Genomic DNA, 23,466 nt, shown 5'->3' on the forward strand with positions numbered 1-23,466 from the left:
CTTTTAAGAAAAGTTATTATTTAGATGAATAATTTCTCATCAATTTTACGCAAAAAAATGGTTTTAATAAGAAAAAAAGAATATCAAAAGAGGAAATATTAACTCGTCAATTGATGAAATAACTCGTGCATACCTTCTGTCGCCGTCATATTTAATAATTTATATTGAGGTGGAACACGAGAATGATCTGCTTGGGGATCTATATAATACGCTTTGGTATAATGAGGAATCTCATGGACCAAGGCGGCAACTGGATATACGCTTAATGTCGACCCGATTACAATAAAAATATCAGCACTTTGTACTAAATGAATTGCTTCTTCATAAGCAGGTACAGCTTCACCAAACCAAACGACATGAGGTCGAAGCGGGTAGCCATTTGGACAAAAGTCCTGTTCTAAATCGAGCTTCCAACCATTAACTTCATAAAATTGAGTTGTATATTGTGCATCTGGCCCAGAACTTTTCGCTAGTCGAATATTGCCATGTAGATGTAAGACGTTTTGGCTTCCAGCACGCTCATGTAAATCATCAATATTTTGTGTAATGACTTGTACATCATAATAGTCTTGTAGTTTAGCAATATATTGATGAGCTTCGTTCGGCTGGGCTTCTAAAATATTTTTACGACGTTCGTTGTAAAAGCGTTGAACTAAAGCTGGATTTCTTTCCCACGCTTCGGGAGTGGCAACTTGTTGTATATCATAATTTTCCCAGAGACCATTACTATCGCGGAAAGTACTAATTCCACTTTCTGCACTCATACCGGCGCCGGAAAATACCACAAGTTTTGTCATATGAATGATCCATTCATGAATTTGGTTTTTAAATCTGATCTATACATATATAAAAAAACCAGTTAAATCTAAACTGGTTTTTTTATTAAAACTATATCTATATTATAGACCAGCTTCATACTCTGCATTTGTTAAAAGTTTTTCAACATCTGCAATATTGTCTGGTTTGATTTTATAAATCCAGCCTTTGCCATATGGATCTTCATTTACAAAATCCGGATCATCTTCAAGATCAGTATTAACTTCTACTACTGTACCAGAGACAGGGGCATGAATATCAGAAGCAGTTTTAACTGATTCAACAACTCCGGCTTGTTCGCCAGCTGTTACTTGGCTACCCACTTCAGGAGTTTCAACATAGACCAAATCTCCAAGCTCATCTTGTGCATGGTCGGTAATCCCTGTAATAACAAGGTCTCCTTCAATTTTTACCCACTCATGTGTACGTGCATACTTCAATTCTGAAGGATGGTTCATGACAACTCCTTAAGCTTGTGTCCAATATTTTAATAACATTATAAATAGGGGGCTTTGCGCCAGTTGCTCGGACTGCGACCGCTCCAGCGTTTAAAAGCGCGACTGAAATTTGCGACATCCGAGTAACCAAGTTCATCTGCAATTTGTTCAAGACTATAATCTGTACGCGAAAGCAGAGAGGTCGCATGACGATATCGAACTTCATCTACTAAAGTAGAAAATGAAGTACCTTCGGCTGCCAATTGTCGCTTTAAGGTACGATCTGACATATGTAAATATTCTGCTACATTTTCTATGCTTAAGTAATGTTGTTCAGAATTACTTAAAATATCACGTACACGCATGGCTAGACGGCGGCGTTCGCCTAAAGCAGATAGTTCCGCTTCACATTGGTTAATAGCGATTTGACTTGCGATTGGATCGGCATTAACTAACTTAAAACCTAAATATTTTTTATCAAAACTAGAGATTAGATGAGGCTGGTTAAAGCGGATGGTGCTGCTTAGCTTGCTTCTATACTTATCAAAACCTTCTGGTTCTGGAAAGTCTAAATCAACATCGCCTGCTAAATCTTCAATACCCGTAATCGCTTTAGCCATGGTCATAATACCAATAGTTAAACCTAAAACGATCTCAGTACGAAGAGGCTCTAACTCAATATCACATTGCAATTGTAATGTGGCTTTTGGTCCGAAAGTAGAAAAATATAATTGTAAAAAAGGTAAGCGTAATTGGATAAAGCGGGCAGCGAGAGCAATCGCTTCTGTAATATCTTTGGCTGTCATTATCGCGTAGCCAATAAATCCGTGAATGGAAATACGCATTTGAGTGCCAATGTGGTAACCCAGTGTACTTTCACCGGTAAGATTTAAGGCATGTTTAACCAGCTCATTTGCTACGGGTGTTGAAATACGATATTCAGGATCAGCCAATTGCTCACTAGTAAGATGAAAAGGAGCAAATAATGTTTCATCGTTGTATCCCCAACGTGAAACTACATCTAATAGCAATAAGCCATAGACTCCTGGAATACCTTGATCTTGACGAGCTGAGGTAATTTTCATATGCGTTCCGTTGCTCTCATCAATTTTCTACGTGCATTTCTTACACATCTTGTCATGAAATATAATTTGAGTTTATAAAAACTGTTAGACAATCATATCAACGATTCATTAAACATTCTTTTTAAAGACAACGATTTTTGTCGTTGAAATAAGTAAAACATCCCCATGCTGATTTAAGGCTTGCGTAACGTAGCTTACAATACCACGATCCAATTTTGTTTTGGATGGCGTAATGGCGGAAATTTCAGCTTCAACATGAATACGGTCACCAGGCCGAGTAGGGCGTGGCCAACGTAGACTAGATTCTGAGCCTACTAGTCCACCATGAATCGGCATGCATTCAGTCCATAAGCGCATAGTAATTGCCGAGGTATGCCATCCGCTAGCGGCAATACCTTTAAAGATTGGATCTTCTTTGGCTAACTCTTCATCTGTATGGAAAGGTTGAGGGTCATAGTGGCTTGCAAATTGTTTAATTTCATCAAGTGTAATTTCATACTCACGACTGATAAAACGATCACCAATTTTTAAATCTTCTAAATAAAGCATTAATCTTGACCCTGTACTACTTTTTGCTCAATAAGAAAACCGCCCGTTTGACGTTTCCATAATTGTGCATATATACCATTTTTAGCAATTAATTCTTCATGAGTACCTTGCTCTGCAATTTTACCTTCATCAAGAACAATTAAACGGTCCATTTGAGCAATGGTAGACAAACGGTGAGCAATTGCAATAACTGTTTTATCTACCATTAGGTCATTTAAACTAGACTGAATAGCTGATTCAACTTCTGAGTCTAAAGCGCTAGTTGCTTCATCTAAGATTAAAATTGGTGCATCTTTTAAGAAAACACGCGCAATAGCGATACGTTGTCTTTGACCACCTGACAGTTTGACACCACGTTCACCCACTTGTGCTTCATAACCTGAACGTCCTTTTAAGTCGACAAGTTGAGGAATAAATTCAGCTGCTTTTGCCTTTTGCACGGCACTTTGCATATCTTGATCAGTTGCATCTGGACGGCCATATTTAATATTTTCGGCAACTGAGCGATGTAGTAGAGAAGTGTCTTGAGTAACTAAAGCAATATTTGCTCTCAAACTATCTTGTGTAACATCTTCAATATTCTGCCCATCAATTAAAATTGCACCTTCTTTAAGATGGTAAAAGTGTAGAAGTAATTGGATGAGGGTAGATTTACCCGCACCTGAACGGCCAACGATACCAATCTTTTCACCTGCTTTAATGTGTAAGTTAAAGTGATCGATGACATTTTTATTGTTATAAGCAAAGGTCACATCTTTAAATACAATCTCACCTTGTGTGACTGCAAGTGGTTTTGCATCTGGCTTGTCTTGAATATTGATTTTCTTACCAAGTGTTTGCATGCCATCTTGAATGGTACCAACATTTTCAAATAATGCTGACATATGCCACATCATAAACTCAGCCATGCTATTAAGTTTTAAAATCATGGCAGTAGTGGCTGCAATTACACCTAACGCTGCTAAGCCTTGAGTCCATAACCAAACTGCGGTACCAATTACTCCAACAAATAAAACAGCAGACAGTAAATTAATGCTAACTTCAAAAAGAGTGCCTAGACGCATTTGCGCATAGACTGTGGTCATAAACTCTTTCATTGACGCTTTTGCATATTGGCTTTCACGCCCAGCATGCGCAAAGAGTTTTACAGTTTGAATATTAGTGTAGGCGTCAGTTACACGACCAGTCATTACAGCGCGTGCATCGGCTTGTTGTTGTGATACTTTGCTTAAACGTGGAATAAAGAACCATGCGCTTAATAAAAATAACCCTAACCAAACCATAAGTGGAATAAGTAATGTGGGTGAGATTGCACCAAGAACAATACTTACGGTAATAAAGTAAATGCTGACGTAAGCCAACATGTCGCCTAAAATAATCCAGAATTCACGGACTGCTAAAGCTGTTTGCATGACCTTTGCAGAAAGTCGACCAGCAAAATCATTATGGAAAAAGTCTAGGCTTTGTTTTAATAAAAGGTTATGGAAGCGCCAACGCAAGCGCATTGGAAAAGTACTATATAAAATTTGATGTTTTATAATAGATTGAATATTAACAAATAAAATATTAGCAAATAACACGCTAATGAGAATAAGGATGTTTGAAGCATGTTGGCTCAAGAAACTTTCAGGCTGACTATTACTAAGCCAATCTACAAGTTGCCCAATTTTTGAAAAGAGCAGGGCTTCAAAGCTAGCTGCACCAGCTGTACATATAATAAGTAGCAATAAATATGGGCGCACACCTTCAGTAGCTTGCCAAACAAATGGGAAAAAGCGTGTTGGTAAGGGCTCATCCAAGCCTTTGGTTGGATAAGGATCTACAAGTTTTTCAAACCACTTCAGCATGAATGACTACCTTTATACATCAGCTACTTTAGTAAAATTTCGCAATTTAATTTGCAATAAAGTCAGTTAGATCAAACTTAATTAAGGTATTGATCTGTTGGGTGTGTGGATACACGTCAAAGTTTATGTTGTATATCTTTGGCTAAAACTGACATGATTTAGTCAAGACATAAATTTGGAATCGGGAAGAAGCCTAAAAGGCATCGTAAAGACAAAAAATGTTTTATTCATTATATCGATAATAATAGATGAAGTGGTGAATGAATTTGGCTTGAATGTAATTTTTATAAATTTTTTTAATAAATGATAAAATATTAATATTTATTTTAAGCAGTATGAGCCTTTATCCGAATATTGATAAAGGCTCATAACAGTTACCACATTAAGTCATCCGGAATTACATATGCTGCATATGGATCTTCTTCATCAGTAGTTTGTTCATTTTTCTCAGCATTATTGATCAAAATAAATCCTTTCATTTTTTGATCAATTTTTTCAGCTAAGGCTTTAGGAAGGTAAGCATATTGATCTTGATCTTTAGCAATCACTAAACTGCCTGTAACAAGTGCATTATAAACTTGCTGAGATAGGTAAACCTTTTTAATCTTATTCTCGTCAATAAATTGATAAGCCACATCTCCGGCAAAATCTACAATTTTGTGTTGCTTGATCATTTGAATGATTGAAGCCTTTAATGCTTTTTCTTCGAGTTGCTGCTGCTTTTCTAGATTCAAAGCTTGATCTTTTGCTTGTTTCTCTTTTTGAGCTTTTTCAATATTAGCTTTAATTTCTGCTTCATTGCTTTGACCAGTACGCTGCTCATGCTGAGCTTGTTTGGTAAGTTTTTTCGCTTTTTTATTGTCAACTAAACCAGCTTTGAGTAACTGAGCTTGTAAGGCATTTTTAACCATGACTTAATCCGAATTTGAAGAGGAAGAACTATGAAAGTAAACTGCCCAATACGAAATACTGAGAGTTAAGCTTAAAATTGCTGGAAGCAAAAATGATTGCAATTTTAAATAAGGGTGAACTAAAGCAGCAATTATACCGCCAGATAGAAAACCTATAAAAATAAGTAGATGCAAAATAATGCGGCGATTCTCTACTTTTAAACCTCGTGCTATATAACCAAGTGCAAGCCCAAGATCTGTTAAGACACCCGATAAGTGAGTAGTCCTAATAATGGTTCCTTTATAGTGACTTACCATTGCATTTTGTAGCCCCATGGCGACACAAGCCCATAATAGTCCATATTTTGGAAAATAAGGCAGCAGTAACCAACAGAGAAAAATAAATAGTGAAACTAGACTTAAAGGAAGGCCATACCGGCGGCCTAATTTGAAATGGCTATTGCCTAGAATAAAACCACTGTAAAATGACCCGCATACATAACATAGTATAACTAGTACTAAATATATGATGTGTTCAAACTGCCAGTTTACCAAACTCATGGCTAGCATACTGACATTACCAGTCATATGCGACACCGATTGATGTAAAAGGGTGATAAGCCCTAATACATTAATCATTCCGGCATTTATTGCCAGTAAAAAGGCGCCAAGTTGGAACCAGTTTGGTAAACTTTGAAATGGCATGTTCTCTATGAGTTTTGTCTTGAGCGAATATCAACTGCGGCTGTAAATAAAACATCGGTAGATGAGTTAAGCGCCGTTTCTGTTGAATCTTGTAATACACTAATAATCATACCCACTGCAACAACTTGCATTGCAATTTCTGATGAAATACCAAATAAGCTACATGCGACTGGAATTAGAAGTAGGGAACCACCTGCAACACCAGATGCACCACATGCTGAAATTGTAGCTACAACAGATAAAATAATCATTGTTGCCAAATCAACATGAATTCCTAACGTATGCACAGTTGCTAAAGTAAGTACAGTAATCGTAACTGCTGCACCAGCCATGTTAACAGTAGCACCTAAAGGAATTGAAACGCTCGCAGTTGAAGGATTTACGCCTAAACGTTCAGCTAAATCAAGGTTTACAGGAATATTAGCTGCTGAGCTGCGTGTAAAGAACGCTGTGATACCACTTTCTTTTAAGCATTTAAATACTAATGGGTAGGGATTACCGCGAATTGTTAAACCTACCAGAATTGGGTTAATCACTAGAGCAACAAACAGCATTGTTCCTAATAGAACAGCAAGTAATTGTGCATAACTTTCAAGTGTTGCTAGTCCAGCATCTGCAAAAGTTACTGCAACTAGACCGAAAATACCAACAGGTGCAAACGCAATGACTTTATGAATAATAGCGCTTACAGCATGTGAAACATCCTGCATTACTTGTTTGGTCGTATCCGAGCTATGGCGCATTGCTAAGCCGAGACCAATTGCCCACGCAAGAATACCAATAAAGTTCGCTTCACTGATTGCTTGAACAGGGTTTGCAATAAAACTTAAAAGCAGATTTTTTAATATATCAGCGAGACTACCAGGCGCTTGCAAATTATTATGAGAAACAGTGTTGAGATAAAGGGTGCTAGGAAAAGATAAGCTAGCGATCACAGCACTAAAAGCAGCTAATAACATACCTACTACATAGAGTAGTAATACTGGGCGTAAATTTGCACTATGACCGACTTGGAAGTTGGCAATAGATGAGAGAACCAGTACAAAGACTAAAATAGGAGCAACCGATTTTAATGCTTTAATAAATAGTTCACCAAACAAGCTTAAGTACGGCGTAACGGTTGGAAATAATAGTGCGACGCCTATCCCTAAAATAATGGCGATAATAATTTTAGTGACTAAGCTTAATCGAGAAAAGAATTCAAGCATATAAAGGCCTTATTAACCTATTCATGGCTAAAGGTTGAACAAGCTGAGTATTTTATACGTAAGTGATGTGAATCTTAAGCTTTTTTATATCAAGTCATCAGTTTTATAAAGTTTGGTAATATTAAGTTTTTGTTTTTAAATAAATAAAATTGATTTTTTAAAGTGGAGTATCTAATGTTTTGCTTATATTACAGCCAGTAACGCTTAAGTTCTTATTATTTGCCATAAAAATTAGTGAAGAGGGAGAAAAGATATAAAAGAAATAGGAGAGGTTATTTTTGTTTTTTAATAGATTGGAATGCTAGAAAAACTACGCGAATTTTCAATCCTCTTTGCTCGGATAATTACCAGCTACCAAGTTGAAAAATCGCATATTTCAGGAATACATTAATATTATTATAATTTTATAAGTTTAGAGCAGTTATTCTATGCAGTATAACTGGTAAAGCATATTTAAAATTGAATGCATCTTATCATCCTTGATCGAATAGAAGATTTGCTTGCCATCACGACGTGTTGAAACGACATCACTTTTACGTAGCATCATCAATTGTTGTGAAAGGGTGGGTTGGGTGATTTGTGTTTTCTCTTCAATTTGAGAGACATTTAACTCCTCATGGGCTAAGTGACATAAAATTAATAAACGGTCAGTGTTAGCTAAAGATTTTAATGTTCCTACGACTGAATCCGCCGCATTTTTCATTTCTTCAATTTGGAGTCCATCTTTCATACTTTATACCTATATCAATATGGCCGGCATAGTATAGATTGATCTTAAGAAAATGAATGTAGCAAAACTAATCAATCCAATTGTTTTTGTTGAAAAGGTTTATAAGTGTAATTGATAAATATATAACATTATTAAGGTAAAACAAGAATTTGTATTTGTTTTGTGTCAAAAGTGTTGCTTTGTGTGAGAAGCGTAATTGTTAAGTATAAATGAAACAAAGTCAAAGAAAATAAATTCTATTTTTCTCTCTATCAATAGTTAAATCTGATTTATATATAAAAGGGCAAGAAAAAAAGATTGTGTTTTTATTTTCTAAAGTTATAATCGACCATGTACAGACAGGTCTGTATATTCTGGTTTGGGATGATAATTTAAAAAAAATGTCAAACTCTAAGCTAGAATGACTTTCAGACGCAGCGTGATGAATAAGAAGAAGATTCAACAAGATAAGAAGAATAATATCACGCTTTATTTTTTAATGTGCAATTTTTTCAAATTCAATGAGTTTCTCTACACGCTTCCAATAGTCATCAATTTTTACTGAACCATGCTCAACTTGAGCTTGAATGGTCATACCCTCTAAAATATTGACTAAAAGCAATGCCAAAGGTCGAGACTCTTCAATTTCATATTGAATAAGAAGATCTTGCATTAATTGTGTTAACCAGATTTTGTATAAAGTTGCTGGTTGATGTGTTGACGGGTATTGTTTTAATACTTCTTCTAAGGCTTTTTGGAACATGCAACCATTAAAGTCTTCACTATTAAACCAATCTGAATACCATAAAAAGATGGCTTTAATACGAGCTAGTGGGTTGGTTTCGTCTTCTTTAGAGATTGCCGCAGTAAGAGAATTTTGTAAAAGTGAGTTTCTTAATAATAAACACTCTTCAATAAGTTTCTCTTTTGAAGGAAAGTATTTATAAAATGTCATTTTCGCTACACCAGATTCACTGATGATACGATCTACCCCTATAGAATTATAACTATATGAATTAAAAAGTCTTAAAGCAGTGGTAATAATGTCATCTTTTTTTGACATATTTTAGTAGCCTCACACAAATATTTTGCTATTAGCCTAAAGGTCGAGTGTACAAATAAAAAGCACGAACGCGAAATTTTACATTGTATTGAGTGTTATTGATAGAAAAAAATAGGTTTTTTAAAAATAATAAAAGAACAAAACTCAATGCTAAGCATTAATTTTTTTATAATTGAATAGCTATGTTTAGTAGTTAATTTTTTGATTTGGTAAGGTGGTTTTTACTATAAGTGGGCCTTTATAACTTTGATTTAAAGATTGGTATATTTAAACATGTATTTATAAAAGAAAAAAGGAGAAATTTTATAATTTCTCCTTTTTATATATTTAGTTAGTATTACTCTGCAGGAGGTAACAACATAAGAATTGAATTATTCAATAATTGAACAATGTTTTCTAAAATATCTATATTGTTAAGCTCACTATTGAAAGGAATGCTTTTCCCATCGGCAATCGATTTGAGTTGGGTGGCAAAAGATTCCACAATCGGTAATTCTTCTCCATTACCCCAAAACTTTAAAACGCCATTTTGTTCTGTATAAAGTAGACGCGAAGCAGGTTCGAGTAGCAGCTCATAGCCATCTGACAAAATAGCATTTAGGTCTTCAACTTCTATTTCATCTGGTTCTGGAATATTGTCTGGATATTTAGGCTCGCTCATGTACGACATGAGGGCAGCATCAAGTACTGTTGAATTTTTCAATTGAGCTAGCACTAAATCTCTTAAATAAGCCAACTCTTCCGTGTTTATTTCCCCAATTTGAGGAGGATTCTTACGGGTAATATCGACAACAGGATTTTGAAGTAATTCATCAGTAGCAAATTGATCGCTAATTCTATCGATCATGCCTGAAATATTAGGCATACGGAAACCGAAGGAGAAAGTTAAACAATCATCTTCGGCAACGCCATAATGTGATAATCCAGGTGGAACATATAATAAGTCGCCAGGAGCTAATACTTCATCAAAATGAACATCTATTTCTGGTAGCAACTTTAAAGGTTGATTAGGTACAAATTCAGTGCTTGCATCACACATTTGGCCGAGTTGCCAGTGACGATGACCATATCCTTGAACAAGAAAAACATCATAAAAGTCAAAATGTTTTCCTACTGAACCACCTTTTGGGGCATAAGAGACCATAATGTCATCACGGCGCCATTGCGGAATAAAAGGAAATTTCTTCCACAATTCAGCTATATCAAATGAATAATGGTCTACTGCTTGAACCAAAAGTGTCCATAACTTTGGTAGTTTTTGAAAATCACCTTTAGTTAAGGGAGACGATTTTACATGCCATTCATTTGGATTTTTATCTTTTTGACGGATAAGACGAGCAGTTACATGGTCTTCTAAAGCGAGTTCTTTTACATCATTCGGCTCTAACATACCCACAATTTCAGGCATAGCATTACGTACAAGTAATGGTTTTTTCTGCCAATACTCTGTTAAAAACTGTTCAGCAGTAATACCGCCTAAAACGGTTAAAGCTTCTGTCATGGAAATAACCTATAAATAAGCTAATAAATATTAAGGAATTTGGAGATTGAGTTGTCTTAAAATCTGACAAAGCTGAATCATGGGTAAACCCATCAGCGTGGTTTGGTCTTGGCCTATCATTTTTTCAAATAAACTAATGCCGAGACTTTCACACTTAAAACTTCCTGCGCATTGTAAGGGCAGATCTAAGTCGACGTATCTTTCGATTTCAGGTGCGCTTAAATTGCGAAACTTAACTTGATAATGCTCAACAAGCGTATGTTCAAAACTTTTTTCAAGGCACTGCACACTTAAAGCAGTACTAAAAAAGACTGTTCGGCCAGAGTTTGCTGCTAATTGAGCTTTGGCATTTTCAATTGTTAAGGGTTTGCCAATAAAATCATGAGGAGCATGCTCTCGCCATGCAACCTGATCTGATCCAATTACAATTGCTTCACGATTTTTTTGTGCAATTACTTGTGCTTTAGTAAATGCCAGTCTTTTTGCTAAATCATCGGCATGCATTTCACCACAAGGACTCTCGTCAATATCTGGACTAATGCAGATATATTCGATTCCTAAACGATTCATTAAATCTTTACGTGTCTGACTGCTTGATGCCAAAATAATTTTGGGTTGTTTCATTACACTGCAAATTCCATTAATACATCTAATGGAACATAGCTCAATACAGCTTGATGACAAGCATGAAGTTTAACAGGGGGTGCTTGACCAGCTTGATAAGCTTCTACCCAACGAGTTACACAAATGCACCAGAAGTCTCCCGGTTGTAGGCCAGGGAAGCCTGCTTCAGGTAGAGGAGTGATCAGATCGTTTCCGACTTTTTGTGAAAAATTTAAAAACTCAGAAGTCATTTGGGCGCACACCGTATGTTGACCAAGATCTGTTACGGCTGTATGGCAAAAACCATTCCGGAAGTAGCCAGTAATAGGGTCAAAACAACAGCTTGCTAAGGGTTCACCTAAAACATTTAAACGATTGATTTGTGGATCTGGATGAATAGACATAATGGATGAAATATTAGATGACTACCTCTATCATAATCAAAACTTTGGCTTTCTACAGCTTTTATGCAAAAAAACTAACCTTTTTTGATGTAATCATTTAAAATTAGCGCGTTTTTAAAATCATAAAGAGAGCTTTACATGAATTTTCAGCGCATGACTGACCTTAATTTAGCAGGTAAACGTGTCCTTATTCGTGAAGATTTAAACGTTCCTGTTAAAAATGGTGTGATTACCAGCGATGCTCGTTTACGTGCCGCACTTCCAACAATAAAAGCTGCTTTAGAAAAAGGCGCTGCTGTAATGGTATTTTCACATTTAGGTCGTCCTGTGGAAGGTGAGCCAAAGCCTGAACAATCACTTGCACCAGTGGCTGCATATTTAACCGAAGCATTAGGTCAAGAAGTTAAATTATTTACTGATTATTTAGATGGTGTTGAAGTTGAAGCAGGACAAGTTGTTTTGCTTGAAAATGTTCGTTTTAATCCGGGTGAAAAGAAAAATAATCCTGAACTTGCACAAAAATATGCAGCTCTATGTGATGTGTTTGTAATGGATGCTTTTGGTACTGCTCACCGTGCAGAAGCTTCTACAGAAGGTGTAGCACGTTTTGCACCTGTTGCAGCGGCAGGCCCATTATTGGCTGCTGAATTAGATGCACTTGGCCGTGCAATGCAAACACCTGAAAAACCAATGGTGGCAATTGTCGCTGGTTCTAAAGTTTCAACAAAACTTGATGTATTAAATTCATTATCTGGTATTTGTGACCAACTGATTGTGGGCGGTGGTATTGCAAATACTTTCTTGGCCGCTGCTGGTTACAATGTTGGTAAATCTTTATATGAAGCTGACTTGGTTGAAACTGCAAAACAAATTGCTGCTAAAGTAAGTGTTCCACTTCCTACAGATGTAGTTGTAGCTGATGCTTCACAAATTAACTTCGAAGATTTCTTAGGTTCTTTGGCAGCAGCGCAAGCAGTAATTAAGAAAGTTGAAGATGTAACAGCAAATGATATGATTTTGGATGTTGGCCCTGAAACAGCTAAAGCATTTGCAAATATTTTAACAACTTCAAAAACGATTCTTTGGAATGGTCCTGTTGGTGTATTTGAAGTTGATCAATTTGGTGAGGGTACTAAAGCACTTTCTCTTGCAGTTGCACAATCTGATGCATTCTCAATTGCTGGTGGTGGTGATACTTTAGCTGCGATCGATAAATATAATGTAGCTGATCAAATTGGTTATATTTCAACAGGTGGTGGTGCATTCCTTGAATTTGTTGAAGGAAAAACATTGCCAGCAGTTGCCGTTTTACTTGAACGTGCTTAAAAACTGTTATATTGAAATAAGAAGGGATTGAGTTATCAATCCCTTTTTCATTGATAAGTCATTAAATTGTCATATTCCTGAAATAATATAATGAGTACTAAATCACCAATTGTGGAAAATAGTGATGAATTTAAAACTTACCTTTGCTGCTTTGTTAATTGTCCCAATGATGTTGACTGCTTGTGCGAAAAAAGAAGAGGCGGCTCAAGCAGGCCAGGATGCGGCATCTACAGCTGTTGCTGACAAAGTAACTCCGGAACAACAAGCTGCAATCGATGCGCTTGATAAGCCAGTTTTAGATGAAAAGAATACAGATGTGGTTGAAGGTAGTGCATCTAGCGAGACGGCTACTTCAGAAACGCATTAATTTGTTGTTTTTTGTTAAAAATTCCCTGCAAATGCAGGGATTTTTTTTGAAATACTGTGATTTGTTGCTGAATTGAAATAAATGACAAGGTAGAATAAGCCGCACTACCTGGGAGGATATTATGGCACTCATTTCAATGCGCCAGCTCTTGGATCACGCTGCGGAACATAACTACGGCGTACCAGCATTTAACGTAAATAACTTAGAACAAATGCGTGCAATTATGCTTGCCGCAGATGCTACCAATTCACCTGTAATTGTTCAGGCATCTGCTGGAGCTCGCAAATATGCAGGCGCTCCATTCTTACGCCATCTTATTTTGGCTGCAATTGAAGAATGGCCACACATTCCAGTGGTAATGCACCAAGACCATGGTACAAGCCCTGATGTATGCCAACGTTCTATTCAACTTGGTTTTAGCTCAGTGATGATGGACGGTTCATTAGGCGCTGATGGTAAAACTCCTACAACTTACGATTACAACGTAGATGTAACTCGTCAAGTGGTAGCAATGGCTCATGCTTGTGGTGTATCTGTTGAAGGTGAGATCGGTTGCTTAGGTAGCCTTGAAACAGGTATGGCTGGAGAAGAAGACGGTGTGGGTGCAGAAGGTGTACTTGACCATTCTCAGCTTTTAACCTCTGTTGAAGAAGCAAAACAATTCGTTGCTGATACAAATGTTGATGCTTTAGCAATTGCTGTAGGTACTTCACACGGTGCTTATAAATTTACACGTCCACCTACAGGGGATATTTTAGCAATTGACCGTATTAAAGAAATTCATGCGGCCTTGCCAAATACTCACCTTGTAATGCACGGTTCAAGCTCTGTACCACAAGAATGGTTAAAAGTAATTAACGAGTTTGGTGGTAATATTGGTGAGACTTATGGTGTACCAGTTGAGCAGCTTGTAGAAGCGATTAAACATGGTGTACGTAAAATCAATATCGATACTGACTTGCGTTTAGCTTCAACAGGTGCAATTCGTCGTTTCATGGCGGAAAACCCAGCTGAATTTGACCCACGTAAGTATTTCGCTAAAACTGTCGATTCAATGAAACAAATTTGTATCGATCGTTATGAAGCTTTCGGTACAGCTGGCAATGCTGACAAGATTCGTCCAATTTCTTTAGAGAAAATGGTTGATCGTTATAAATAATTCCCGTTAGGGTCTGATTTATAGAAACCGGTTATTCATATAACCGGTTTTTTAATGGCTGGGTTTTGTTTACAAAAAAACCTGTGATCAACACAGGTTTTAACGACAAAAGATTAACTTATTTTTGTAAGTTCTTTTTGTCGAGGCTTGGATCTTTAATTTCTACATAAGCATTTGCACGGACTTCACGTAACCAGCTATCAATTTCAGTGTTAAATTGACGCTCACCTAAAATTTGACGTGCCATACGCTCTTGATATTCATGCGTCATATCTTTTTCGCGTTTGTCTGTCACTTGTAAGATGTGCCAGCCGAATTGAGTTTGGAAAGGTTCACTAATTTCACCTACAGGAATTTCCTGCATTTTTTTATCAAACTCAGGAACCATCATGCCAGGCGTAACCCAACCTAGGCTGCCGCCATCACGTGCTGAACCTGTATCATTTGAATAAGTTGCAGCAAGAGTAGCGAAATCTTCACCCGCTTTTAATCGCTTGTAAATGCTATCAATAATTTGTTTCGCATTTTCAGGGCTTACCACTTCGGAAGGTTGAATAAGAATATGGCGTGTTTGATATTGCGGTACTAATGCTTTCTGTTCATTTTGCTTACGTTCTAAAAGTTTTAGAACATGTACGCCATCGCGTACAGAGATTAAGTCAGTTGTTTGACCATCTTGCAGTGGAGTAATACGAGCAGCAAGTTCAGCCGGTATATCAGAAAGAGGGCGGAATCCCATATCTGCACCTTCAACTTTTACAGTCGCGGTTGAAAGCTTTTTAAGAGCGTTTAAATCATTGCTTTGAGCAAGTTGTGAACGAACTTCTTTTGCTACATTTTGAACTTCTTGAGGGTTGTCTCCGGAAATTCGCATATGAATCACATGAGCTTGATTACCTAAAGCAGCTTGCCCTTGTGGTGACTTTAAGAAGTTGTCTACATCTTGATCACTGATTTTAATGCGAGACATAACTTGCTGTTGACGCAGACGATTAATTGCTAAATCTTCAGCAATACGGCTACGTAAGTTTTCATAAGTTCCAGGTGCAATCGCATCTAATTTTTGTTGAAAGGCTTCTAGGCTTTTGCTACCCGATTGACTTGCAACTTTAAGTACAGCCTCATTTAGACTTTTCTCATCAGGTTTGATGCCATATTTTTTAACTTGTTCAAGTTGTGCTTGACGTAAGATGAGTTGGTCTAATACTTGAAATTGTAAGTATTGTTGAGGTGGAACTTCTTTTTTTTGTGCTTGCAATTCGTGAGCTGCTTCAGCCATTCCTTGTTCAAGGTCACTTTTTAAAATTACGCTATTGTCCACAATTGCCACAACTTCATCAGTAGGTTGGGCAAAACTATGCATTGATGAAGATATTAATACAGCAAGGGTTGTCGCTTTAAAAAACTGTTTAAGATGTTTTGTCTTCATTAACGTTGTGTCCAAGATTGATTAATTTTGTTAAAACCTAAAACGCGATTTTCAAGTAAAGACGCGAGTTTATTGTTTAAACCACCTAAACCTTTGAGTGTAATTTCGGCCATGATCGCGCGCTTTTCACTAACATCTGGAGATTTTGGATCGTCTAGATCGTTATAGTATGAACGGCCATAGACAGAAATGCCCCAGCAACACGATTCATAATTAACACCTAGTAATAATTCACGGGCAACATCATTGTCCATGTCATATTGTACGTGCCCCATAATACGCCAATTGTCTTTAATTGGTTGTATAAACGATGCAACAACTTGGTCGTATGTATCTTGGCGTCCTGGAATATCTTTACGATAGAAATAGCCTAAGTTATATAGATTTCCTTTATCGCCTGTATAGTAAAGTTGAAAATCACGCTGTGCATTATCACCATTTGACATCCATGCCGAGTTGGCAGCAATGGTAAAGTTTTGATTAAGTTGACTTGATAAGCTAACAACAGGACCTGTATTACGTTCAGTATCAATTTCATCTTGTTGTTTCAAGGTGACGCGGCGATCTTCAAAATAATAGCTTTGGCCCACACTTGCGCGTAAACGCTCTAAGCCTACTGTGTCAAAAAGACTATAGCTTACACCTAACGATAAAAAGTTATTGTCTTCAAGGCGGTCATGTCCATAGAAGCGGTAAGGGTTAAATAACTGATCGTAACTAATTGACGCAGTGGTTGAGTCAAAGTTTGGGTAGCCATCTTGATTTTTGTATGGCGCATAGGCATAGAAGGCGCGTGGTGTAAGTGTTTGTAAATATTTGCCCTCACGTTCAAAATTCAATCCAGTGTCCAATGTAAATTGTGGCACAACGACTGATTTGTTTTCAGAACCGCCGTCTAAACCTTGAGAGGCGATACTGTCCTTGTCATAGAAGGTTTGAATAGAACGTACGGAAAGCTCAGGAATTACAAAGGCTGCTGGTGTTCGATAGTTATAACGTGTTGCAAACTGGTTATAAATACGCGTACCGCTACTTTCTTGTGCAGAATCATCGTTAATTGATTTCTTAAAATAAGCAGTATCGTTATTAAATTCGTATTGTAGTCCTAGTGGATTACCAGTGACATAATTTAATAAAAATTGAGGTAAGCGGGCGTATGGTTTATTGACGTCTTTTACTTCTGGGTCAAGGGTCTGGAAATCTTCGACTTTAAGCTGTGCTTTTAAACCCGGAATACCATGTTGATAGTTAAGTTCCCAAGCTCTACGTAAGTTAAGATCTGTTTTAGAGATAGGGCTACTATCTAAATCAGAGAAGTAGTCTTTATCTGATGCGTAGTTATATTCAAGGTTGGTAGACCATTGGTCGTTGATATCCCAATTATGTAAAAAATGGAAATCTTTACGGTCTTTATCATCATATTCTTTATCAGATGGCAAAATGCCGCCCCAAATCTGTCCGGCACCAAACCCATCCGTCAAATATCGGAATTCACCTTGTAACATTGCCCCACGATCTGCTAAGTAACGTGGCGTAATTGTTGCATCGTAATTAGGCGCAAGGTTTAAATAAACAGGAACCGAAAGTTCAATACCACCATCGTTTGAGAAACCAAATTGTGGGTTGAGGATACCTGTAGTACGGCGGTCATCGATCGGGAAGTTAAAGTAGGGAACTGCTAGAACTGGAACATCTTTTACATATAGTTTTGTTCCGCGCGTAACACCGCGCCCAGTTTCTTGGTTCAACTCAATTTTGTTGGCTTGAATTTTCCAACCTGGTTTCTGGCCTGGCGGACAGGTTGTGTAAGTCGCATCATTGAGAACCATTACATTCGGAGAGGTTCTCTCGATCTTCCCAGCATGACCATGGGCATGTTGTTGTTCAGAAATATAAAAACTATTATCTAAATTTCCGGTTTGAGTCTTTAGATTGTAATCAATTTCATCACTTTGAGAGAGTAAGCCGCCTTGAGCTAACTGTACTCGGCCTTGTGCATGTGCAAATGTTTGAGTTTTATCAATGGTGACTTTATCGGCACGAACTGTACGGCCTTCTTGATCTATCACCACGTTTCCTTCCAACACAGAGTCGCCGGCAGGGTTGTAGTGCCCATAATCAGCCGTTACAACTGAAGTAGCCTTATCTGCATCTAACGCTTTAGTTTCAGGATTAATTGGTGTAATCCAAGTTCCTTGGCAGAATGCTGAACTCAAATATTTATTATTGCGCAATTGCGCCTCAGGGGCAGATTTATCAACATAATATTGTTGAAAGAATTCCTGCCCTGGATAGGCTTCCTTAATACTCGCCTTAAGTTGATTATTGTCTATGTTGGAGACAACACCAGCTGACTCAGCATAACTTGATTGTATGGAGCCACTACATAAGAGCGTAAAAATAGCGGTCGCTAAAGGATTAAATTTAAACTGATGCTTCATTGTCTCATTAACCAAGTATGCTAATTCACAATTAATTATTGTCGCATCATAGAGAAAAAGTTTATAAGTGGCTACACTTAACCCTTCAAAAATCTCAGCTTGTTTTAGATTTTATTGCAAATGAATACACAACGTGAACAATTGATACATACATGGCTTACATCTGTTCTTGAAAATGATCAATTTCAGATCGCTTATTTAGCAGGGGATGCAAGCTTTCGACGTTATGCTCGCATCCAGTTACAAAATAAAACGTATATGCTTATGGATGCACCTCCTGAAAAAGAAGACTGTGTTCCGTTTGTGACCATTGACGAGTTTTTTGCAGGGCATGGGGTTCGGGTACCTCAGATCGTTGCAAAAGATTTAAATCAAGGTTTTTTATTGTTAGAAGACTTTGGTGATGTGCTGCTGTCTACATTGTTAAACGATGAAACAGTTGATCAATATTATGAACAGAGTTTTAAACAGCTTATTCATTTGCAATCGATTAATGGGGCTGAACATTTCCCGGCTTATTCTTATGAAAAGCTTTTATCGGAAATGCAGTTGTTAACAGATTGGATGTTACCGTCACTCGATATCCATCCAACAGCTGAGCAAAAGAAAACTATTGATGATACATTTGATTTCTTGGCTCAGGCAGCATTAGCTCAACCGCAAGTTATTGTACATCGTGATTTTCATAGCCGTAATTTAATGAAAATTGCTAATGAAGAAGAATTGGGAGTAATTGACTTCCAAGACGCGGTTATTGGTGCTGATACATATGATTTAATCTCGATTACACGTGATGCATACGTGCAGTGGAATGCTGAGCGTGTTTATCAATGGTTTAAAGTGTTCTATGAGCTTTTACCAGCATCTGCTAAACAAAACCGAAGCTTTGACCAATTTAAACGTGATGCTGATTTAATGGCAATTCAACGCCATATCAAAATTTTAGGTATTTTTGTCCGTTTGTTTGAGCGAGATGGTAAGTCTGGTTATTTGAAGGATTTACCACGAGTCATGTGGTATTTACTTGAAGAGAGCCGTGACTATCATGAGCTTGATGACTTCATGGCGTTTATTCACAGTTCGGTAATGCCTAAATTTATTGAAAAATATGGCCCTTATGAGGTTGCAGCATAATGAAAGCAATGATTTTAGCTGCTGGCTTGGGCAATCGTATGCGTCCACTCACGCTATATACACCAAAGCCTCTGCTTGAGGTAGGTGGTAAGCCACTTATTGTGTGGCATATTGAAAAACTTAAGAAAATTGGTGTGACCGAAATAGTCATCAATTCTGCGTGGTTAGCCGACAAACTCATCAGTAGCTTGGGAGATGGTTCTCAATTTGGTGTGGATATCCGTTGGACACGAGAAGAAGAAGGGCTGGAAACCGCTGGTGGAATTATTAATGCTTTGCCACTGCTTGGAACCGATCCTTTCATTCTGGTGAATGGAGATGTATGGACTACAATGGATTTTGAAGCTCTACGCCATATTAAGTTAAATGATGATTTGGCACATCTTGTATTAGTTGATAATCCTAAACAGCATCCTGATGGCGACTTTACATTATTAAATGGACGCGCTTTTACATTTGATCAAGATGTGAAGGGCGAGAACCTCACTTTTAGTGGTGTATCTGTTATCCATCCTAAGCTTTTTGATGGATTGGAAGCTGGTAAACGTCCGTTAGCCCCATTGTTGAAGCAAGCGATGCACAATCAAAAAATATCTGGTGAAAAGCTTAAAGGTGCATGGGTAGATGTGGGAACGCCTGAGCGTTTAATGGAGCTAGATTTGCAAATTCGTGAAGGCTTCTACGATTAACTGCGTAATCGCTAATCGTTAACTAGTGTTCCACGATGCATAAATGGGTATACTTTGTTTTAAATTTTACTTAGATGTTATCTGTTTATGCATCCGTTTTTTCAAGAGTTACAACAGGGTAGTCAAAAATTAGGTTTATCGCTTAGCGATGAAGCTTTGACATTATTGTTGAAGTATCAAGATGCTTTGGTACTTTGGAACAAAGCTTATAATCTAACAGCGATTCGTGATCCTAAAGAAATGTTAGTAAAGCATTTGTTGGATAGCCTAAGTATTTTGAAAGATTTGCCAGCAGGTCGTTTGCTCGATGTAGGTACAGGTGGTGGCATGCCGGGCATGATCATTGCTTTATGTCAGCCAGAACGCTCTTGTGTATTGCTTGATTCAAATGGTAAGAAAATTCGTTTTTTGAAACAGTTTATTGCTGACCTTAAGCTTAAAAACGTAATAGCTGTGCAAACGCGTGTTGAAAATCAAGATACAATTGATGAACTTGGCCAATTTGATGTAATAACAAGTCGTGCATTTGCATCATTAACAGATTTTGTTGAGGCTGCACGTCCATATTTACATGAGCAGAGTATAATTGCCGCGATGAAAGGACTGATTCCAGTTGAAGAAATGGAAGAGCTTAAGCAGGAATTTTCATGTAAAGTGATTGAACTGCATGTACCGAGACTTGATGAACAACGTCATTTACTTTTACTTCAACGAATTTAAATAAAAAGTATTAGGGTTACCATGGCTCAAATTATTGCGATTGCAAACCAAAAGGGTGGTGTTGGTAAAACAACGACTGCAGTAAATCTTGCAGCGTCACTAGCTGTATTGAAAAAACGTGTGCTACTTGTCGATATAGATTCGCAAGGTAATGCTACGATGGGGTCTGGTATTCAAAAGAATGATCTACTTTACTCAGTTACGGATGTGTTATTGGGTGAAGTGCCAATCGAAACGGCAATTCAAAAAGCTGAGGTTGGATATAAAGTTTTGGGTTCAAACCGTGAACTTTCTGGTGTCGAGCTTGCCATTGCCGAGCAAGAAGGTCGTGAGTTCATTTTAAAGAATGCTTTGAATGAAATTCGGGACTCATTCGATTACATTATTGTTGATTGTGCACCTAGCTTAAGTTTAATTACAGTGAATGCTTTAGCTGCAGTAGATGGCGTAATTATTCCGATGCAATGCGAGTACTATGCATTAGAAGGTTTGGCTGATTTAACCCAAACTATCGATCGTATTCAAAAAGCATTAAATCCTGATTTAGAAATTATTGGTGTTTTACGCACCATGTATGATGCGCGTAATGCCTTAACTCGTGATGTATCTGCTGAGTTAGAGCAATATTTTGGTAAGAAACTCTACGATACTGTGATTCCACGTAATGTTCGTTTGGCTGAAGCTCCAGCGCATGGTTTGCCAGTGATTTATTTTGAAAAAAGTTCGAAAGGTGCAGTTGCATACTTAAATCTTGCGGCTGAGATGTTAAAGAAAAGTAAAGTGAAGAAAGGAAGTAAAGTATGAGCATCAAAAAACGCGGATTGGCGAAAGGTCGTGGTTTAGATGCATTACTTGGTTCAATTCAAAAAGAAAAATTACAACTAGAAGCTCAAGCGCTTGATCATGGTCAGTTAAAGCAAATTGACGTGAAGTTGTTGAAACGAGGTGAATATCAACCACGTCGTTTTATCCATGAGCATGATTTGCAAGAGTTGGCATCCTCTATTGAAAAACATGGGGTAATGCAGCCAATTGTTATTCGTCCTGTAGATGATGAAGCTCATCCTTACGAAATTATTGCAGGTGAGCGTCGTTGGCGCGCAGCTCAAATTGCTGGCTTAACGGAAATCCCTGCAATTGTTCGTGATTTAAATGATCAGGTTGCTATTGCTTTAGCACTTATTGAAAATATTCAACGTCAAGATTTAAACCCGATTGATCAAGCGTTGGCGCTACAACGATTCCATGATGAATTCGGTTTAAGCCATCAAGAAATTGCTGATACAGTCGGTAAAGCAAGAACAACTGTAAGTAATTTATTACGTCTGTTGAGCTTGGCTGATGACATTAAAGAATTTATGCAGCAAGGCCAGCTTGATATGGGGCATGCTCGTGCCATCTTAACTTTAAAGGGCAAAGAACAACTTGAAGTTGCAAAAATTGTAATTGAGAAAGGATTATCTGTTCGTCAGACTGAGCAGTTAGTACGCGATTGGAACGAGCCTAAACAGGAAAAGGAAAAAGCTCCTGTTGCACCAGACATTGAGCAACTAACTCAGAAATTATCAGAACGTTTTGGTGCCAATGTTAAAATTGATCATAACCAGAAAGGTAAAGGTAAGCTTGTTATTCACTATCATTCACTCGATGAGTTAGATGGTATTTTGAATATTTGTTTACCAGATTAATTCTAAGTTAGGTCATATATTTCTAATTTATATTCTTGGGGAAGAAAATATGTGGGAACTTGTGAAAGCGGGCGGCTGGTTAATGCTGCCTTTAATTTTGTGTTCAATTTTAACCGTCGCAATTAGTATTGAGCGTTTTGTACGTTTAAGACGTTCACAAGTTTTACCTAAAGTACTAATGAATGATGGCAGTGCAGATATTTCTGTTGTCATAACAAATTTGGAGCAGGATACTAATGCGCAAAGCACGGCATTGGGCAATATTCTAAAAGCTGGTTTTGAGCATCAGGAACATGGCGAACAATTTGCGCGAGCACAAATGGAAGCTATGGCTTCTCAAGAAATTTCTTATTTAGAAAAAAATATTAACTTCTTAGGGACCTTAAGTGCTATAGCGCCTCTACTAGGGCTGCTTGGAACAGTTGTGGGAATTATTGAGTCTTTTTTGGTTATTGATTTTGGTTCGGCAGGTAGTCCTAGTTTAATGATTCCCGGTATTTCCAAGGCTTTGATCACAACAGCAGTTGGTATGCTCATTGCAATTCCTGCACTTATTTCCTATCGATATTTTCAAAGAGTAGTGCAAGATTATATTGCTGAGTTAGAGCAACAATCTACGCTATTTCATGCCTCATTGTTTTACAAACGTTCTTCAGTCATGCAAGAACATCGCCGCGTTGGTTGATGGGTAGATCG

General features: G+C 37.5%; 24 protein-coding genes. 9 read left to right on the forward strand and 15 right to left on the reverse strand.

The features are described from left to right. Window positions 1-98: 98 nt before the first annotated feature. The 13 genes from GO593_RS15350 to GO593_RS15410 all read right to left on the reverse strand — a co-directional run bounded on the left by GO593_RS15350 (window position 99) and on the right by GO593_RS15410 (window position 11,817). Window positions 99-806 carry an SIR2 family NAD-dependent protein deacylase gene (locus tag GO593_RS15350; RefSeq protein ID WP_100223319.1) on the reverse strand — a complete coding sequence of 236 codons (708 nt, stop codon included), beginning with the start codon at window positions 804-806 and terminating at the stop codon, window positions 99-101. Between the two features lie 93 nt (window positions 807-899). After that, entirely contained in the window at window positions 900-1,274 is a 375-nt protein-coding gene (gene gcvH, locus GO593_RS15355) for a glycine cleavage system protein GcvH (protein WP_001016343.1), read from the reverse strand. Between the two features lie 38 nt (window positions 1,275-1,312). Next, window positions 1,313-2,338 carry an AraC family transcriptional regulator gene (locus tag GO593_RS15360; protein WP_000705523.1) on the reverse strand — a complete coding sequence of 342 codons (1,026 nt, stop codon included), beginning with the start codon at window positions 2,336-2,338 and terminating at the stop codon, window positions 1,313-1,315. 108 nt (window positions 2,339-2,446) lie between these two features. Next, entirely contained in the window at window positions 2,447-2,887 is a 441-nt protein-coding gene (locus GO593_RS15365; protein ID WP_000966086.1) for a MaoC family dehydratase, read from the reverse strand. Then, window positions 2,887-4,734: an ABC transporter ATP-binding protein gene (locus GO593_RS15370; RefSeq protein ID WP_000922244.1), complete on the reverse strand. Its 1,848-nt coding sequence runs from the start codon at window positions 4,732-4,734 to the stop codon at window positions 2,887-2,889. Before GO593_RS15370 ends, GO593_RS15365 begins: the two co-directional genes overlap by 1 nt. 374 nt (window positions 4,735-5,108) lie before the next feature. Then, a complete protein-coding gene (locus GO593_RS15375; RefSeq protein WP_000240310.1) occupies window positions 5,109-5,645 on the reverse strand; it encodes a DUF2058 domain-containing protein in 537 nt (178 codons plus the stop codon). A gap of 3 nt (window positions 5,646-5,648) precedes the next feature. After that, a complete protein-coding gene (locus GO593_RS15380; RefSeq protein ID WP_001116532.1) occupies window positions 5,649-6,329 on the reverse strand; it encodes a YoaK family protein in 681 nt (226 codons plus the stop codon). A 5-nt stretch (window positions 6,330-6,334) separates the two neighbouring features. Continuing rightward, entirely contained in the window at window positions 6,335-7,537 is a 1,203-nt protein-coding gene (gene sstT / locus GO593_RS15385; protein ID WP_000889007.1) for a serine/threonine transporter SstT, read from the reverse strand. Between the two features lie 421 nt (window positions 7,538-7,958). Continuing rightward, window positions 7,959-8,267 (reverse strand): ArsR/SmtB family transcription factor, encoded by a 309-nt coding sequence (locus GO593_RS15390; protein ID WP_000651464.1) that lies wholly within the window; start codon window positions 8,265-8,267, stop codon window positions 7,959-7,961. A gap of 475 nt (window positions 8,268-8,742) precedes the next feature. Beyond that, the gene (locus tag GO593_RS15395; RefSeq protein WP_000037059.1) at window positions 8,743-9,309 is read right to left on the reverse strand and encodes a TetR/AcrR family transcriptional regulator; all 567 of its coding nucleotides are present in this window, start codon (window positions 9,307-9,309) and stop codon (window positions 8,743-8,745) included. Window positions 9,310-9,646: 337 nt separating this feature from the next. Beyond that, window positions 9,647-10,810, reverse strand: coding sequence for a ribosomal protein uL16 3-hydroxylase (locus GO593_RS15400; RefSeq protein ID WP_000133499.1), 1,164 nt, complete (start codon window positions 10,808-10,810; stop codon window positions 9,647-9,649). 30 nt (window positions 10,811-10,840) lie between these two features. Then, a complete protein-coding gene (locus GO593_RS15405) occupies window positions 10,841-11,434 on the reverse strand; it encodes a Maf family protein (RefSeq protein ID WP_000812866.1) in 594 nt (197 codons plus the stop codon). Beyond that, window positions 11,434-11,817 carry a DUF2237 family protein gene (locus GO593_RS15410; protein ID WP_000022187.1) on the reverse strand — a complete coding sequence of 128 codons (384 nt, stop codon included), beginning with the start codon at window positions 11,815-11,817 and terminating at the stop codon, window positions 11,434-11,436. Before GO593_RS15410 ends, GO593_RS15405 begins: the two co-directional genes overlap by 1 nt. Before the next feature lie 138 nt (window positions 11,818-11,955). Here GO593_RS15410 and GO593_RS15415 point away from each other — a divergent pair, with 138 nt between their 5' ends. The 3 genes from GO593_RS15415 (at window position 11,956) to fba (ending at window position 14,669) form a co-directional block, all read left to right on the forward strand. Then, on the forward strand, window positions 11,956-13,143 hold the full coding sequence (locus GO593_RS15415) for a phosphoglycerate kinase (RefSeq protein WP_001011093.1): 1,188 nt from the start codon (window positions 11,956-11,958) through the stop codon (window positions 13,141-13,143). A gap of 124 nt (window positions 13,144-13,267) precedes the next feature. Then, the gene (locus tag GO593_RS15420) at window positions 13,268-13,510 is read left to right on the forward strand and encodes a hypothetical protein (protein WP_001049818.1); all 243 of its coding nucleotides are present in this window, start codon (window positions 13,268-13,270) and stop codon (window positions 13,508-13,510) included. Window positions 13,511-13,631: 121 nt separating this feature from the next. Then, window positions 13,632-14,669 (forward strand): class II fructose-bisphosphate aldolase, encoded by a 1,038-nt coding sequence (gene fba, locus GO593_RS15425; RefSeq protein ID WP_001174011.1) that lies wholly within the window; start codon window positions 13,632-13,634, stop codon window positions 14,667-14,669. A 118-nt stretch (window positions 14,670-14,787) separates the two neighbouring features. On the opposite strand, the gene GO593_RS15430 is transcribed toward fba, so the two are convergent. Together GO593_RS15430 and GO593_RS15435 are read right to left on the reverse strand one after the other, a co-directional pair. After that, window positions 14,788-16,098: a peptidylprolyl isomerase gene (locus GO593_RS15430; RefSeq protein ID WP_000850091.1), complete on the reverse strand. Its 1,311-nt coding sequence runs from the start codon at window positions 16,096-16,098 to the stop codon at window positions 14,788-14,790. Beyond that, window positions 16,098-18,539 (reverse strand): LPS-assembly protein LptD, encoded by a 2,442-nt coding sequence (locus tag GO593_RS15435; protein ID WP_000682624.1) that lies wholly within the window; start codon window positions 18,537-18,539, stop codon window positions 16,098-16,100. Before GO593_RS15435 ends, GO593_RS15430 begins: the two co-directional genes overlap by 1 nt. Before the next feature lie 120 nt (window positions 18,540-18,659). Between GO593_RS15435 and GO593_RS15440 the strand changes: the two genes are divergently transcribed. The 6 genes from GO593_RS15440 to GO593_RS15465 all read left to right on the forward strand — a co-directional run bounded on the left by GO593_RS15440 (window position 18,660) and on the right by GO593_RS15465 (window position 23,455). Then, window positions 18,660-19,673 (forward strand): aminoglycoside phosphotransferase family protein, encoded by a 1,014-nt coding sequence (locus GO593_RS15440; protein ID WP_001096107.1) that lies wholly within the window; start codon window positions 18,660-18,662, stop codon window positions 19,671-19,673. Further along, window positions 19,673-20,362 carry an N-acetylmuramate alpha-1-phosphate uridylyltransferase MurU gene (gene murU, locus GO593_RS15445; RefSeq protein WP_000646456.1) on the forward strand — a complete coding sequence of 230 codons (690 nt, stop codon included), beginning with the start codon at window positions 19,673-19,675 and terminating at the stop codon, window positions 20,360-20,362. The genes GO593_RS15440 and murU overlap by 1 nt, the downstream gene beginning before the upstream one ends. Window positions 20,363-20,449: 87 nt before the next feature. Beyond that, window positions 20,450-21,082, forward strand: coding sequence for a 16S rRNA (guanine(527)-N(7))-methyltransferase RsmG (gene rsmG / locus GO593_RS15450; protein WP_000553193.1), 633 nt, complete (start codon window positions 20,450-20,452; stop codon window positions 21,080-21,082). Window positions 21,083-21,103: 21 nt separating this feature from the next. Then, entirely contained in the window at window positions 21,104-21,886 is a 783-nt protein-coding gene (locus tag GO593_RS15455; RefSeq protein ID WP_000057216.1) for a ParA family protein, read from the forward strand. After that, complete coding sequence (locus GO593_RS15460; protein WP_000023429.1) at window positions 21,883-22,770, forward strand: ParB/RepB/Spo0J family partition protein; 888 nt, start codon at window positions 21,883-21,885, stop codon at window positions 22,768-22,770. The genes GO593_RS15455 and GO593_RS15460 overlap by 4 nt, the downstream gene beginning before the upstream one ends. A gap of 49 nt (window positions 22,771-22,819) precedes the next feature. Continuing rightward, window positions 22,820-23,455 carry a MotA/TolQ/ExbB proton channel family protein gene (locus GO593_RS15465; RefSeq protein WP_000264037.1) on the forward strand — a complete coding sequence of 212 codons (636 nt, stop codon included), beginning with the start codon at window positions 22,820-22,822 and terminating at the stop codon, window positions 23,453-23,455. The last annotated feature ends 11 nt before the right edge of the window (window positions 23,456-23,466 follow it).

Origin of the sequence: Acinetobacter baumannii (assembly GCF_009759685.1) — a bacterium.
GTDB classification, from domain to species: Bacteria; Pseudomonadota; Gammaproteobacteria; order Pseudomonadales; family Moraxellaceae; genus Acinetobacter; species Acinetobacter baumannii.